The organism is candidate division KSB1 bacterium, from assembly GCA_034506335.1.
Taxonomy (GTDB): Bacteria; Zhuqueibacterota; Zhuqueibacteria; order JANLFK01; family Oleimicrobiaceae; genus Oleimicrobium.
Genome location: JAPDPR010000067.1, coordinates 1 through 14,112, shown reverse-complemented (window position 1 = coordinate 14,112; position 14,112 = coordinate 1). Strand labels below are relative to the sequence as shown.

Annotated in this window: 13 protein-coding genes; 12 read left to right on the top strand and 1 reads right to left on the bottom strand. The window is 59.3% G+C overall.

Annotation, left to right across the window (positions count from 1 at the left end; genetic code table 11):
- The 12 genes from ONB25_14215 to ONB25_14160 all read left to right on the top strand — a co-directional run.
- On the top strand, positions 1 to 1,151 hold a 1,151-nt coding region (locus tag ONB25_14215), incomplete at its 5' end, for a hypothetical protein (protein ID MDZ7394039.1).
- A gap of 77 nt (positions 1,152 to 1,228) precedes the next feature.
- Positions 1,229 to 1,894: a CDP-alcohol phosphatidyltransferase family protein gene (locus tag ONB25_14210; GenBank protein MDZ7394038.1), complete on the top strand. Its 666-nt coding sequence runs from the start codon at positions 1,229 to 1,231 to the stop codon at positions 1,892 to 1,894.
- 28 nt (positions 1,895 to 1,922) lie between these two features.
- The gene (locus tag ONB25_14205; GenBank protein ID MDZ7394037.1) at positions 1,923 to 2,579 is read left to right on the top strand and encodes an HAD-IB family phosphatase; all 657 of its coding nucleotides are present in this window, start codon (positions 1,923 to 1,925) and stop codon (positions 2,577 to 2,579) included.
- 10 nt (positions 2,580 to 2,589) lie between these two features.
- Positions 2,590 to 4,839 (top strand): ABC transporter ATP-binding protein/permease, encoded by a 2,250-nt coding sequence (locus tag ONB25_14200; GenBank protein MDZ7394036.1) that lies wholly within the window; start codon positions 2,590 to 2,592, stop codon positions 4,837 to 4,839.
- Positions 4,840 to 4,876: 37 nt separating this feature from the next.
- Positions 4,877 to 5,428 carry a DUF1854 domain-containing protein gene (locus ONB25_14195; protein MDZ7394035.1) on the top strand — a complete coding sequence of 184 codons (552 nt, stop codon included), beginning with the start codon at positions 4,877 to 4,879 and terminating at the stop codon, positions 5,426 to 5,428.
- Positions 5,429 to 5,653: 225 nt separating this feature from the next.
- On the top strand, positions 5,654 to 7,915 hold the full coding sequence (locus tag ONB25_14190; protein MDZ7394034.1) for a hypothetical protein: 2,262 nt from the start codon (positions 5,654 to 5,656) through the stop codon (positions 7,913 to 7,915).
- A gap of 8 nt (positions 7,916 to 7,923) precedes the next feature.
- Positions 7,924 to 9,375, top strand: a complete 1,452-nt coding sequence (locus ONB25_14185) for a glycosyltransferase family 4 protein (protein MDZ7394033.1) — start codon at positions 7,924 to 7,926, stop codon at positions 9,373 to 9,375.
- A gap of 62 nt (positions 9,376 to 9,437) precedes the next feature.
- Complete coding sequence (locus ONB25_14180) at positions 9,438 to 10,448, top strand: glycosyltransferase family 9 protein (protein MDZ7394032.1); 1,011 nt, start codon at positions 9,438 to 9,440, stop codon at positions 10,446 to 10,448.
- Positions 10,449 to 11,279 carry a glycosyltransferase family 2 protein gene (locus tag ONB25_14175; GenBank protein MDZ7394031.1) on the top strand — a complete coding sequence of 277 codons (831 nt, stop codon included), beginning with the start codon at positions 10,449 to 10,451 and terminating at the stop codon, positions 11,277 to 11,279.
- Between the two features lies 1 nt (position 11,280).
- The gene (locus ONB25_14170; protein ID MDZ7394030.1) at positions 11,281 to 12,069 is read left to right on the top strand and encodes a glycosyltransferase family 2 protein; all 789 of its coding nucleotides are present in this window, start codon (positions 11,281 to 11,283) and stop codon (positions 12,067 to 12,069) included.
- A 69-nt stretch (positions 12,070 to 12,138) separates the two neighbouring features.
- Positions 12,139 to 12,495 carry an STAS domain-containing protein gene (locus tag ONB25_14165; protein MDZ7394029.1) on the top strand — a complete coding sequence of 119 codons (357 nt, stop codon included), beginning with the start codon at positions 12,139 to 12,141 and terminating at the stop codon, positions 12,493 to 12,495.
- A 41-nt stretch (positions 12,496 to 12,536) separates the two neighbouring features.
- On the top strand, positions 12,537 to 12,896 hold the full coding sequence (locus tag ONB25_14160) for a zinc ribbon domain-containing protein (GenBank protein ID MDZ7394028.1): 360 nt from the start codon (positions 12,537 to 12,539) through the stop codon (positions 12,894 to 12,896).
- Positions 12,897 to 13,617: 721 nt separating this feature from the next.
- Here ONB25_14160 and ONB25_14155 read toward each other — a convergent pair.
- Positions 13,618 to 14,091 (bottom strand): hypothetical protein, encoded by a 474-nt coding sequence (locus ONB25_14155; GenBank protein ID MDZ7394027.1) that lies wholly within the window; start codon positions 14,089 to 14,091, stop codon positions 13,618 to 13,620.
- Between the last annotated feature and the right edge of the window lie 21 nt (positions 14,092 to 14,112).

Here is a 14,112-nt window from a genome sequence, read left to right as displayed (position 1 = left end):
TCGCTTCTCCCCGTGCCTACGCCCACCTCAATCTGATCCTAGTGCCCATGGTGAACCCGGATGGGAACGAGGTGCACACTCGTCGCAACAGCCGGCACGTGGACCTCAATCGCGACCACGCGATCCTGACCGAACCGGAGACGCGGATCCTCCGCTCCCTTTTCAATCGGTATGCACCACATGTCACTTTGGACGTGCATGAGTACAGCATCCGGTCGTGGCTTGCACGCGGGCTCATCAAGGACCTTGGGGAGCAGTTTGACTGCATCAGCAATCCCGCAATCCCCCCATTGCTTCTGGATTTTGCCCGGGAGAGACTGCTGTGGCCCACCATCCAAAACGCGCGTGCCTGCGGGTTGAAGACGAATCGATACCTCGTGGCGCAGGATGACCCGCGTCAACCCGTACGGCACAGCACCACCGATATCGATGATGGACGCAACGGCTTTGGCATCGATTGTACGCTCTCGTTTATCCTGGAGGGGCCGAATGGGCTCTCGCCAGAGGACCGGATTTGGGAAAGAGCTAAGTACCAACTTGCATTCATCGAGCGGTTTCTTGCGGTCTGCGACAGCGCCTATGCGGATATTGTCCGCGTGGTTGGGCACGCGAGAGCAGAGAGGCGTGCCCAGCTGCCTGCCCAGGTCCCCATCCAGGCTGACTATACGGCGGCTTCGTCGTGTTCGCTCCAGGTGACGATACGAAGCACGCGGACTTTGCGCGACACGACCATAGTGCTACCCGACTACCGCAATGCCCCGGAGGTGCTGCGTGCGGTGCCTCCCCCGGCGGGCTACCTGGTCGAGCGCCCGCCAGAGGTTCTGTTGACGATGGTTAGCGCCCATGGCTTCCCCTGCGAAATGCTGGATAGAAAACTGAGATTGACAGTCGAGGAATTTCGCACCACAGGGGTGGACACGCTGCGCTGCGAGGGTCGCACTACCGTAGTGCCTGCAGGACACTACAGACGCGCCAAAAAGACGTTCGCCTCGGGTTGTTTACTGCTGCCAGTCACCGGGGTCTCAGCGGCCAAGCTGGTGCAGCTAATGGAACCACAAAGCCTCTATGGGTTGTCCCATTACGAAGAGTTCGCACAACTCTACCGGGGGCAGACACTGCCGGTCTACCGAGTGCTCTCTGCCAAGTGGTGAGCAGAGCCTCTGCAAGGGACGCAGTACTCCCCGCGCCGGGGTACGGCCCAAACACATAGTCAAGAGTGAGCAGAACTATGAAGCTCTTCGGATGGCCTAACCGCATCACGTTGGCGCGCATTGGGCTATTGTTTTTTCTCGTGGTACTGGTGTATGACCAGAACCTGTGGGCGCGCCTTGCCGCCGCGGGGCTGGCAGTTCTCGTCATCGTCATGGATTGGCTGGATGGTTTCCTAGCCCGCCGATTAGACGCTGCCACGATGCTGGGCAGCGTACTGGACATCGCTGGCGATCGCGTCATTGAGGCGGTGCTGTGGATCGTGCTGGCGGATCTTCGCTTGGTGCCAGTCTGGATTCCCATCGTCGTGATTTCTCGCGACATTCTCACCGACAGCATCCGGAGCTTTGCTCTACGCTTCGGGTTCACTGCTTTCGGCAAGACCACGATGATGCGCACGCCGGTGGGTCGGTTTCTGACCGGTTCGCCTTGGATGCGGACGTCCTACGCTGTACTCAAGGGTTTCACGTTTGCGTGGATGCTGTTGTTGAGTGTGTTGCGGGAGGCAGTAGGCCCAAGGTCTCCGGCGCTGGCGTCCTACCTACAGCTTGGCCTGACGATTGGTTACTGGGCCGCGGTGGTCACTGCAGCCATGTGCCTGGTGCGTGGGGTCCCGGTGATTCTGGAAGGTATGGCCCTCATTCGAGAAAAGGAGCACGAGTCTGCTGGAAGTAGCATTTCTTGACATCGACGGCACGCTTGTACCGCGAAGCTTGGAGCAGTGGTTTGTCGCTTTCCTCGTGCACCGAGGGCTGATGAGGCCGGCCCGCACCGCGGCTGGGTACTGCCGGGCTATGTGGAAGGGGCAGGCGCGCACATGGTTTGACCTTAAGCTCCGCTACTTGGCCGGGGTTCCCTTGGCCACCGTGCAGGACTGGGCGTCGGAGTGCTGGGAGACGGCCGTCGAGAGACGGGTTTTTTCGGGGATGCGCTACCTTGCGGCGGGTTTGCAGGAGGGAGGAGTGCATCTTGTCCTACTGAGTGGGGCTCCATCCTTTCTGGCGCAGCCCCTGGCCACTCATTTTGGCATCGAAGAGTGCCTGTGCGCCGAACCGGCGGTTGTCGATGGCGTGCTCACAGGCGGCCTTGTGCGGCCTCACCCGCGCGGGCGAAGGAAGGTGGAGACAGCTGTGCGCTGGCTGGTTAGCCACGGTCTTTCCCCCGCCCAAGCTTGTGCGGTGGGTGACCACTGGGACGACCGCTTTCTGCTGAGCTTTGTGGCTCAGGCCGTCGTGGTAGCGCCTGGCCCGCGGTTGGCACTCCTTGCGCGGCGCCATGGATGGCCGGTGATACGGCAGCCAGGCGACAAACACCAAGCCGCGAAAATAATTCAGCATCTCTTCCGCGTGATCCCACATAGTTGTGGATGAGACGGGGAACATGGGCAAGATTCGGCAGGCAGCACAGCGGGACACGGGGATTCTAATCGGGGAGGTACCGCATGAGGTCATTGAAGACCTCGAGCGGTGCGGAGTTCGACCGGGCGAGGTGCGGGTTGCTGTTCGCAGCGATCTGGACCTGAGAGGGCAGTCTGTCGCAAGTTGGTTGGTCATCACGAGCGAATCGGTCGTGACCGTCACGCCCTCGGCGCCGCTTGGGGAGCGGCTCGTGGGGCCATTCCCGTTGCGCGACATCAGGACAGTGCGCGTCTTCACAGGCGTGGGAAGCAGTTTTCTCCAGGCCTACATTCAGAGCTTCTTCGTTGACCTCATCCGCTTCAGCAATGCGCGCCGGGAGGAGTTCAACAGGGCGCTGATCTTTTTGGAGAGGCTTGTTGAGCAGCAGCCAGCGGCAGTAGAAATTTTCCGCAAGAAGCATCCCTGGTTCTGCGAGGTCTGCGGGCTCGCCCTCCCCTCGCAGTATGCGGTTTGTCCGCGCTGCGCTCGCCAGGGCGGCCTGCTCCGCCGTACATTGCGCATGATGTCACCCTACCGACTTTTTGTCCTGCTGCTTTTGCTGATGATGCTCGCAGGGGTGGCACTCGATCTGGTGCCTCCCTATTTGACCCGCATCCTGGTTGACGACGTGCTTACCACCAAGGTGCGCATCTCATGGCTTCCCTGGTTGGTGCTGGGTTTGGCTGCGACCACCCTGGTGCGCGCAGGGCTGAACATCGCCATCGGCCGCACGAGCACACAAATCGGCACACGCATCACCTACGAGCTCCGCCGCCAGTTGCAGCGAAAGCTCTCCGAGCTGTCTGTGGACTTTTACGATCGCACTTCAGTGGGGACGCTGATGACGCGGCTGTTGCACGACGTGGACTATTTTCACGGCTTTGTGCAACAGGTGGCTTCTGGTTTCATGGTGAACATCTTCTTGGTGGCGGGCATCGGCTTCATGCTCTTCAGCTTGAATGCCAGATTGGCCCTTTTTGTGCTCATCCCTGTGCCGTTTGTGGTTCTGGGGACGTGGTTTTTCTGGCACACCATTTATCCTCGCTATTATCGTTTTTGGGACAGCCAGTCCAAGTTGGCCGCGCTGCTCAACGGCATGCTCTCTGGCATCCGCACCGTTAAGGCATTTGCCCAGGAGCGACGGGAGCAAAAGCGCTTCGACGGTGTTGCGGCCTACCTGCGCGACTCGCGGCGGGCGGTGGACAGAGGCTCGGCAACCTTCTTCCCCGTTTTCGGTTACGCCTTTAGCCTTGGGGGATTGATTGTATGGCTGGCCGGTGGCAGGAGCGTCATCGGGGGGCAGATCACGCTGGGCACGCTGATGGCCTTTTTCGGGTACCTGGGGATGTTCTATGGCCCCATTTCGGCGCTCACCATGTTTTCAAACTGGCTCACGGGCTTTTTGACTGCCGGACAGCGCATTTTTGAGGTGCTGGACGCGGATGTGACCCTGCGGCCGCCCGCGCACCCGAGGCGCGTGCGAGCCATTCGCGGCAGAATCGAGTTTCGCAATGTGACCTTTGGTTACGATCCTTATGATCCGGTCCTGGAGAACATCTCCCTGACCATCGAGCCCGGACAGCTGGTGGGCATCGTGGGCAAGAGCGGGTCGGGAAAGACCACCTTGGTAAACCTAATCTGTCGTTTCTACGACCCACAACAGGGTCAGATTCTCATCGACGGGGTCGACGTGCGGGAGATGTCCAACGAGGACCTTCGGCGGCATGTGGGCCTTGTGCTCCAGGAACCATTTCTGTTTCGCGCCACCATTGCCGAGAACATCGCCTACGGGCAGCCTGACGCCACGCCAGCCCAGATCATCGACGCTGCCAAGGCTGCCAACGCGCACAAGTTCATCATGCGCCAGCCTAGCGGCTACGACACTCGCCTCGGCGAGCGCGGGGCCGGGCTATCTGGAGGGGAGAAGCAGCGCATCAGCATTGCCCGTGCGCTGCTCTGCGACCCGAGCATCCTCATTCTCGATGAGGCAACTTCCAATGTGGACACCGAGTCAGAGCTGGCGATTCAAGAGGCGCTTGCGGTGCTGTGCCGGGGCAGAACCACAATCGCCATTGCCCATCGACTCTCCACACTCCGCGGGGCCGACGTTATCTACGTCCTGGAGGACGGCCGCATCGTGGAACAAGGCTCCCATGAGGAATTGATGCGCCAGGAAGGGCTGTACTATCGGCTGGTGATGATCCAGACAAGACTGACTAAGTTGGAGGCTTGAGCCGGCTTTGCCACTCCAGGAAAGTACGCGAAGATAGATGATGGGATCGGAAACGGAAAACCAACGGGCCAGCCTGCGTGATGTAGGGGTTCGGTACCTCACACCACAGAACGCGCACTTTTTCGTTGGCACGCTTGGCTCCTTGCACTGTATTGTGGAGGACCAGGAGGCTTACGCCAACGTGCACTGCTTGCTCGCTTTCCCGATTAGCTTCCCTCAGAGCTACATTTCGGTCTGGTACACGGACGAACAGGGCAGGGAGCATGAGATCGGGGTCATCGAGCGTCTGGAAGATTTTCCAGAAGAAGTACAGCGGCTCATTCGCGAGAGCCTCGGGCGGCAGTATTACGAGCACCGCATCCGTCGCATCTACGACGTGCGCTGGGAATACGGGCTCCTCTTTTTTGATGTAGAGACCGACCAGGGGCGGGCGCAGTTTAGCATGCGCTGGCAACATGAAAAAGCTTTGGAGTATGGGCAACACGGCAAAGTGCTGCTCGACACTTTCAACAACCGCTACGTGATTCCTTCCGTGCAAGAGTTGCCACCCTCCGATCGGAACAAGCTCATGCGTTTCATCTACTGGTGATCAGGGGCTTCGCTTGCAAGAAAACATGTCGAGAGCCTGCCTCGCGGAGTAGGTTACCTACCACAACAGTTCAGGAGGGGGGAGTTGATGGGCGCGGAGCTTTTTCCTGGGGGTGAGGCTCACGCTCCCAGCTTGCCGTGGAAGCTGACAAATTTCTTGCAAACATTGCGGAGTTGTGCTATATTACGCGCGCCAGTGACCGTTGTGCGTTGGCATGGACGTTGAATGGACATGAGAGCCGGTTTCCCGATAGACGACTACACGCCCTTTGGCTATTTGGACAATCCCGGTCACACGTGGAAGCTTAGCCGTGCCGGTCTGATCCGCCTCCCCGGTCCGCTAAGTGTCGCGTGGCACTTCCCGAACGTGCCTAATTGTAGTGCGGCGCTCTTGCTTCAGCTCGGTGTGCAGGTGGGACAAACGACTGCGATTGGCGGCGTGGCCCCCGATGCTCTGCCGGGAAAAGTGGCCTGTCCGTACCACAGCAAGAATCTTGTGTTGCATCGTCTGGTGCTCAACGAGATTGAGTTCACCGTGGAATTTGCCGTTGTGAGCGCCGATGTCCTTACTTGTCTATGCCGAGTGCGAAACAGGGCGGAGGGCCCGCTTCCGGCGACGGTGTTGGTTTTGGCAAGCGGGGTGTCGCTGCCAGATGCAGGTGGCCTATGGCAGTTTGGCACGGCAGAACCCCTCATTGGCCCCGAGGGGGCGTTAGTCGTGCGGAGCTTTGCTGAAGGACCTGCGTTCGCGGTGCAGCTCGTTCCAAAGAGTTCGGCTGTGGAGTATCTTTGCCCTGAGGATCGGCGGACGGAAGAGACGCTGGTCATGTGGCGCCATCTCTTTCCAAGCGCGAAAGACATAGACACTGTGGTTCGTGCCGCAGTAATGCACGTGCCTGTGCTGGTTCCGGCTGGGGCGCAGAAAGCGGTGGAAATCAGGGTGGCGCGAGGCTGGAGCGAAGGTCAACTGACCGGGACCCTGAAGCAAGCCGCCAGGTCCATGCGGTATGTTCTTGCCAAAAGAAGAGATGAGGATGCGGCCTTCTGGCAGGGCTGCCCGGAGTTGCTCGGCGACTGGCCCGGTCATTGGCGGCATGGGTGGGTGTACGACTGGGAGACGTTGCGCATGTGCGTGCGCAGGCCTGTGGGCGTTTTCCGCACCGAGTGGGACGGCATGCAGGTGCAGAAGCCGCGCGTGGTGCTCGCAGAGGCCGCGCTGGATAGCCTGCTGCTGAGCTACGCTGAGCCAGAACGTGCCGCAGAGGTGGTGCACGGTACCTTTGTCGATGCCCTTGCTGATAACGTCCCGTGCGCACGGGAGGACGGTTCGACGAACATGGTGGCCGCCGATGGGAGCGAATGCGGCACCTCGCCAGCCTGGTGTTTCCCGTTCTATTGCCTCGAAGTCATGTTCTGGCGCAGCGGCGACCGCTCGTGGATGCGAAAACTCTTGCCCCACATGGAGCGGTACCTGCGCTGGTGGCTCAGACACAGGTGCGACGAGCAAGGGTGGGCCTTCTACAAATGCAGTTGGGAGAGCGGGCAGGACTGCTCGGAAAAGTTCGGTATCGCCCAACCCACTGGAGGAGAAATAGTAGAACACCTCCGCCCGGTGGACTTGCAGGTGGGCCTTTACAGCGCACTGAGCACCGTGGGGCGACTGCGAAGAGCCTTGGGACTAACCGGGGGCCGCTGGCAGGCGCAGCAAAAGGGCTTTGCCGAACGCATTCAACAGATGTGGCACCATGACTGGTTCTGCGATTTCGATCGCCGTTTCGAGAGCTGGGTTCGGCCGGACGGCTACTGGGACATAACCAACCTTGCTCCGCTTTTGTGCGGCCTGGCTACCCAGGAACAGGTCAATGCACTTTTGCCCAAAATTCATTGGTTCCTGGAAAACCCTCGTTACTGGCTGGAATGGCCCTCGTTCTTTTTCATGTTCGCCGAAATCCTGTGGCAAATTGATCAATTGCGCGCTTTGAGTGGCTTGATCTGGGACACCGCCGAGCGCATCTACTCGCACAGCGACAGTCGTTCCTGGGATGGCCAAAGCCCAATTCCGGGGGTGGCAGCGGAATGCTGGGGACTGGAGGGGCCAAAAGGGACAGAGGGATACGGCTGGGGCGCCACATTGCCGCTGCACATCATCCGTGGGATGCTTGGGTGTAGGGAGCTCCTCGGTCAACAGCAGACTCTTGTCTTAAGCCCAGCGTTGCCAGAGGTACTGGTGGGAGCGGCCGGAGTGCGCGTGGGTGTGTCCAAGATGGGGTTTCGCCGCCACCGCTTCAGCCTTGTGTATGAGAGCCGGGCAGACGGCCGCCTTGGTGCAACGCTGGTCTTCGCTGCGTCCAGATCGCCAGTGCGAGCGGTTCGTGCAGCTGACGGCACTGAGGTGCAGTTCACGGTTCATAAATCGAAAGAAGGATGCGAAGTAACTTTCGAGCTAGAAAACTTTTGCAAGTACGAAGTGGAGTTGCGAGCGAGGTAGGAGTCGGTATGGGACAGGACACCGGAATGGAGTCAAAAGGAAAGAGCGTATTCGCGATTTCAGAGCAGGAGCTGAGCAAGCTGGATGCGGACAGGCGGAGTCTTGATCTTGCGGTTGTGCACCTGACCTTCGAGGGGATCCAAATTTTTGGCGGGGGCGTGTGCACGGTCACGAGGGGCCATCTGGAGGCGCTGGGGAACTTGCGCGACAAGCTCCGTCCCCGGGGCGTATTCCTCACACCCTATTTCTTGGAAATTGCCTATGCCCCGGACCATCCCCGCCGGGACCCTCGGTATGAAGAATACGCGCGCCGCAAGGTGGCGGACATGGGGGGCGAGATTGCCTATCTCACCAACTACAGCGTGGGCGACGAGCCTTTCACAAAGTGGGGGGTGAAGGATCTTGGTCCGGTGGAGAACTGGAAACACGCCTGCGCCTCAGGCGCGGCCCTTGCCTTGAACTATGCGCGCCGTCACCAGGCAGCTGTGATCTATTGCCACGATTGCGTCTATGCTTTGGCTGCACTCTACGCAGCCCTAGAAGCCGATGCCTATGGGGCCGATATTCGCGCTATCTACGTAGTGCACTCCACGGCCTTGACCCACGAATTGCCGCTTCCCAATCCGGATAGGCTGATGGCCGAATCGGTGGCTATGCACTGGCCGAAGGTGTCGCCCCGTGTGCGTATCGGCTACATCAGCGAGTTCATCCGCGGCCATCTGGTTGCGGACTATGGGGTGCGCCTCGAGCACACGGTGCCCACCGGCAATGGGCTGAATCCCGATGACCCCCACTTTCGCCTGCGCAGCGAAGAGGAGATCGTCGCCAAACTCCGCAACTACGGGATACCCCTGGACAAGCCCCTGATGGTAGCCTGGGGGCGAGCAGTGGCCTATAAGCGCTTTGACGTAGTGATGAAGGCCGCAGCACAATTGCAAGGGGCGGTGCACGCGGTAGTGATCGTTTCGCCCCGGTCGGAAGAACTCTTGCAACTGAAAGACCAACTTGGCCTGGACATGTCGCTCATCTTTGCTTTCGATGCCGAGCTTGTGGCATGCTTGCTGCAGTGGAAAAACACAGTGGCGGTACCTATTCTGGCTTACCTGGAGCCCTGTGGTCTGACACCGATGGAGGCCCGAATGCAGGCAAGAAGACAAGGGCCCCTGGTCATCACGTCGGATACCGGCGGACTGCCGGAGCAGATTGCGCATGGTGTTGATGGGTTTATCACTCGGCAGGATGACGCAGCACACGTCGCTGACACAGTCCGCACAATCATGGGCATGTCAGTCGGCGAAAAGGAAAAGATTCGCAAGGCGGGCTTTGAGCGGATTCTGCGGCAGTATACGTGGCGGAGCCAGATCTTAACCACCCTGGCCGCTCTTTGCCCACACGTCCGCCTCGTGGCAGAGGAGGTGCGCAACGAGTGTGTCCGCGAGGAGCTCCAGGCCCTGCAGTGACCTGGACCGAGGACACCTCCAGCGCTGGGGGGCAGGTTTTCACATCGAGGAGTGCAATTGGCTTGCCGCGGCGCGTCCTGCTCATAAAACTGCGCGCCATAGGCGATGTGGTGTTAGCTACGCCAGCGCTGGCGGAGGCCCGCAAGGCCTTTCCTACGGCTCAGATCGACTTTTTGACTGAGCCACCCTCGCGGCAGGTGCTGGAAGGCAATCCGCATCTGGACCACGTGCTGCTGCACGACCGCCGGGCCCCTTTTCTGGAGCGCGTGCGGCTGCTGGCGCACATCAGACGGCATCACTATGACCTGGTGGTCGATCTTTTTGGCAACCCGCGGAGCGCATTGATCACGTTTCTTTCGCGATCGCCGGTCAGGGTCGGGTTCGATTTTCGAGGGAGGAGGGCCGCTTACACTGTGCGCGTGCCTCCACGCGGGCACCTTGTGCATGAGGTGGAGTTCAACCTCGACGCACTGCGGGCCCTTGGGGTGTATCCGGAAAGGCCACGGTTGGAGTTCCCAGTGCCAGAGAGCGCTCGGGAGTACATCGCGGGCTTTCTGCAGCGTAATGGACTTGGCAACCGCGTGCTCGTGGGGCTGAACAACTCGGGTGGATGGCCGGCCAAGCGTTGGCTCCCTGAACGAGCGGCCGAACTGGCGCGTTGGCTGGTGGGCACCATGGGGGTCTCCGTGGTGGTCCTGTGGGGTCCAGGTGAAGAGGCTGCGGCTCGAGAAGTTGTAGCGCAAGCCGGTCCGGGGGTGTTCTTAGCACCGCCGACCGACCTTAAGCAGCTGGGGGCCTTGCTGGGCCGGCTTCGGCTGTTGGTGACCACCGACTCGGCGCCGATGCACATTGCGGCAGCAGTCGGCACGAAAGTGGTGGCGCTGTTTGGACCAACCAACCCCGCCCTTCAGGGCCCCTTTGGCCCCGGGCATGTGGTGGTGCAGAACGAGTCGTTACCCTGCCTGGGCTGCAATCGCACCACCTGCAGCGACGGGCGTTGCATGAGCGAGCTTTCTGTGGAAAAGGTGGCAGCTGCGTGCGAGCAGGCGCTCGCCATGGCGAAGGACAGATAGATGCCCAAAACGACCGAAAAAGGCCTTGTTCCGGTTTCGGTAGTGGTGATCACGAGGGATGAGGAGGAAAACATCGAGGAGTGTCTGCGCAGTGTGCAGTGGGCCGAGGACATAGTGGTCGTGGATGCGGAGAGCCGCGATCGCACTGCCGCGTTGGCCCGCAAGCTGGAGGCGCGCGTCTACGTCCGGCCCTGGCCAGGTTTCGCCGCGCAGAAGGCGTTCGCGCTTCTGCAGGCACGGCATGAGTGGGTGCTCAGCCTGGATGCCGACGAACGAGTCAGCGACCCTTTGCGGCAAGAGCTCGTTTCCCTCATGCAGCGGGGCCCGGAGTGCGACGGGTACCTCATCCCAAGGAGGAGCGCCTACCTGGGTAAATGGATCCGTCACTGTGGCTGGTATCCTGGCTACCAGTTGCGCTTTTTTCGAAAGAGCCGGGCGAGGGTCACCGAGACCCGCGTACACGAGGGCTTCGTAGTCCAGGGAAAGGTGGGATACTTGAAAGGTGACTTGTTGCACCGTTCCTACCGAGACCTCGAGCAGAACTTGGAGAAGCTCAATCGCTATTCCACCCTGGAGGCCCTGGATCGCACGCACACCGCAAGGGTGAGGTGGTGCCACTTTGTGCTTCACCCCTTCTCCGAGTTTCTGCGCAAGTTTGTGGCGCTCAAGGGGGCTTTGGACGGAGTGCACGGCTTGGTACTGTGCGCCATGTCGGCATTTCAGAAGATGGCACTCTACATGAAGATCTGGCAGATACAAAACAGGCAAGAGCTCCTGGACGCTTGCCGTCGGGCGGGAGCGCCATGCAATTCGCTGGAACTGGATGATTAAGATGCGCGTCTCAGTCATAACCATTACCCGCAATGAGGCGCACAACATTGCCGACTGTCTTAGGAGTGTGGCGTGGGCCGACGAACTCGTGGTGGTGGATGCTGAAAGCGATGATGGCACCGCAGAGATTGCGCGGGAGTTCACTGACAAGGTATACGTGGTGCCGTGGCGCGGGTATTCCGAAGCCAAGAGTTTCGCCCTGGAAAAGTGCACAGGCGACTGGGTTCTGTGGCTGGATGCGGACGAACGCGTACCTGGAGCATTGGCCGAAGAGATCCGTGAGGTGCTGGCGCGCGAACCTAAGGTCGAGGGCTATGAGATTCCCAGGCTTGCTTTCTTCCTGGGGCGGTGGATTCGCCACGGGGGGTGGTACCCGGGCTACGTGCTCCGCCTCTTCAAGCGTGGGTGTGGTCGATTCTCGGGCGATCCAGTGCATGAGGGAGTCCTCCTTCAAGGGCGCCGCGGCAGGTTGAAGAATCACCTTTTGCACTACACCGATCTGACATTGGAGCACTATTTGGACAAGCTGAATCGCTACACGACGTTGTCAGCCCAGTTGGCTGTCGCTCGTGGCAAGAAGGCCGGGCTATGGCTGATGCTTCTTCGCCCACTGCACACGTTCGCGAGAATGTACTTTTTCAAAGCCGGTTTCTTGGACGGCATTCAAGGGTTCATGCTTGCGCTTCTTTCGGCCGGGCATACGTTCACCAAGTACGCAAAGGTGTGGCATGCTGGCAGCCGAGCAAGTGCGGGGCAGGGGGTCGAAGAAATGGCATTAGGAGAGCCGTAGCGCGTAGGCGGTCTATCGACCCGTCCTACCGCTCGACGCATACATGAGGAACGAGAGGGGAGGCCAGAGATGGACTATTCGGTAGAAGAGCGCCAGGGGGTAAAGGTCGTTCGCCTGCACGAGAAACGACTGGACAGCCCTTTGGCGCCGAAGCTCAAGACAGAATTCCTTGTGCTACTTAGCCAGCCTCCTTACAAGATCGCCCTGGACCTGAGCGAGGTGGAGTATGCCGACAGCTCGGGCTTGGGTGCCCTTCTCCTGGGAGTCAGGCAGGCGCGGGACAAAGGTGGAAAGATGGTAGTGGTCAACCCACAGAAGCGGGTCGCCGACTTGATCCGGATCGCACATCTGGAAGAGATTCTGACGACGCTGGAAACGGAGCAGGAGGCCATTGCCTTGCTCAATTCGCTGGCCGACCCTTCATGAGGGAGTAGAGTCGGAAAAGCCATTTGAGTGAGGAGGTGCGTATGCCCATCTACGAGTACATCTGTGAGTCCTGTGGGAAGAAGGTAAGTCTGCTTGTCTTTGCTTCTGGAGGCGAAGAGAAGAAATGTCCAAAATGTGGTGGGACCGAGTTGCGTCGCATTATGTCCCGCTTTGCGGCGCCTTTGAGCGAAGAGGATCGTCTGGAACGACTTGCCGACCCCAGTGCGTGGAGTGGTCTTGACGAAAACGACCCTGCCAGCGTCGCGCGATTCGTGAAGAAGATGGGCAGCGCCCTCGGCGAGGACCTGGGTGAAGACATCGATGAGCTGGCCGATGAGGCTGCCCGCGAGGCCGAACAGGCAAAGAAGGGGGAGGGGGAGGAGGAACCACAGGAATTATGAAAGCCTCAAATCGGCCCCAGTTGGATGGGACCGCCGGGGGTAGGAGAGCAGTGGGCCGCGGGCGCTATGCGCCTGGGCCCGCGCCGGGGAGCGGGTAATCGTGTAATTCACCCTAACGAGGGAGCGCAGCCGGAGAGGTCGGCCGCGTTGACAAACTCACTCATCGTCTTGAGGGTCCTTTTCCGATCATTACTTAAGAATGAGTTAACATGTTTGCAATGATTTGGACAACAAAAAGAATGAGCAGAACGATTCCGCGTGGTACAGAATAGTACTTCCACGTCATTACCACAAATCCATAGTTCATCGACATATACAGTAAGACATATGGTGTCAATAGTTTCCAGTCCATTGTCGCTCGGAAGGGAATCCTCAAGACCCAGTCATACAGTGCTTCAATCGCCAGAAAGGCCAGAAAGATCCCCAGAAAGAGAGTGTATCGTGGCGTCTTGTGTTCCTTCTGGACTAGGAAAACGGCATAGATGGCTGGAATTGCTAATAGAAAATATATCCATCCAGTTTCTTGCAGAAGATCAAGATGATTCTCGCGAAGAAGAAAGATCGAAATCAGAACACCACTGTTCACAAGCCCTAGCGCAAAGTAGAATGGTTCAAGCATTGTGAAACTCCTCGATCAATTCGTTCGATCAAGCCTTTCCTCTTAGCCCAACGGCTTGTGCCTGAGCCCCCCGCTGAAAGTGGCGTCGGCTGTGGTCGCGTGTTAGGCGGCGTCAGTGTTCTCCTTGCTCGTCCCTCCATGTCTCAAAATCCACCACAACAACGTAAGGTGCGACCCGAACACGGTCATCAGCAACTGCAGGAAAGGCGAGATGACGATCATAAGAACCAGCCACCCAACGAAACTCGTCCGCGGGTCGTACAAGATAAGAGGAGCACCCAGCTTCTGCAGATCCGCAGCGGGGTCGAACAACATCCCAAGCCACGGACCCCATACCAAGATCATCCCGAGGAAAGTGAACCCAGAAGTCAACGCTGCCCCTGCCAATGTCTTGCTCAGAACCACCTTGGTGTCGAAGGGTCGAGCGGTTATTCTCCTGGCGATGTACCACCCGACTGGAAGACCGAGCAGAATGCAGAAGATCGGGACACCCATGCCGAGTCCCGCGCAGATGAGGTCAAGGAAGGCGAAGATCCCCAGCGCCCATCCGGTCTTTAGTGAGAGAAGCTTTCGCATATCTCCGCCTGTAGCAGATCT

Excerpts from the sequence above, each read along its gene's own strand:
- ONB25_14190 (MDZ7394034.1), top strand. The coding sequence starts at position 5,654 with ATGGACATGAGAGCCGGTTTCCCGATAGACGACTACACGCCCTTTGGC.
- ONB25_14160 (MDZ7394028.1), top strand. The coding sequence starts at position 12,537 with ATGCCCATCTACGAGTACATCTGTGAGTCCTGTGGGAAGAAGGTAAGT.
- ONB25_14185 (MDZ7394033.1), top strand. The coding sequence starts at position 7,924 with ATGGGACAGGACACCGGAATGGAGTCAAAAGGAAAGAGCGTATTCGCG.
- ONB25_14200 (MDZ7394036.1), top strand. The coding sequence starts at position 2,590 with ATGGGCAAGATTCGGCAGGCAGCACAGCGGGACACGGGGATTCTAATC.
- ONB25_14155 (MDZ7394027.1), bottom strand. The coding sequence starts at position 14,091 with ATGCGAAAGCTTCTCTCACTAAAGACCGGATGGGCGCTGGGGATCTTC.
- ONB25_14195 (MDZ7394035.1), top strand. The coding sequence starts at position 4,877 with ATGATGGGATCGGAAACGGAAAACCAACGGGCCAGCCTGCGTGATGTA.
- ONB25_14210 (MDZ7394038.1), top strand. The coding sequence starts at position 1,229 with ATGAAGCTCTTCGGATGGCCTAACCGCATCACGTTGGCGCGCATTGGG.
- ONB25_14165 (MDZ7394029.1), top strand. The coding sequence starts at position 12,139 with ATGGACTATTCGGTAGAAGAGCGCCAGGGGGTAAAGGTCGTTCGCCTG.
- ONB25_14175 (MDZ7394031.1), top strand. The coding sequence starts at position 10,449 with ATGCCCAAAACGACCGAAAAAGGCCTTGTTCCGGTTTCGGTAGTGGTG.
- ONB25_14170 (MDZ7394030.1), top strand. The coding sequence starts at position 11,281 with ATGCGCGTCTCAGTCATAACCATTACCCGCAATGAGGCGCACAACATT.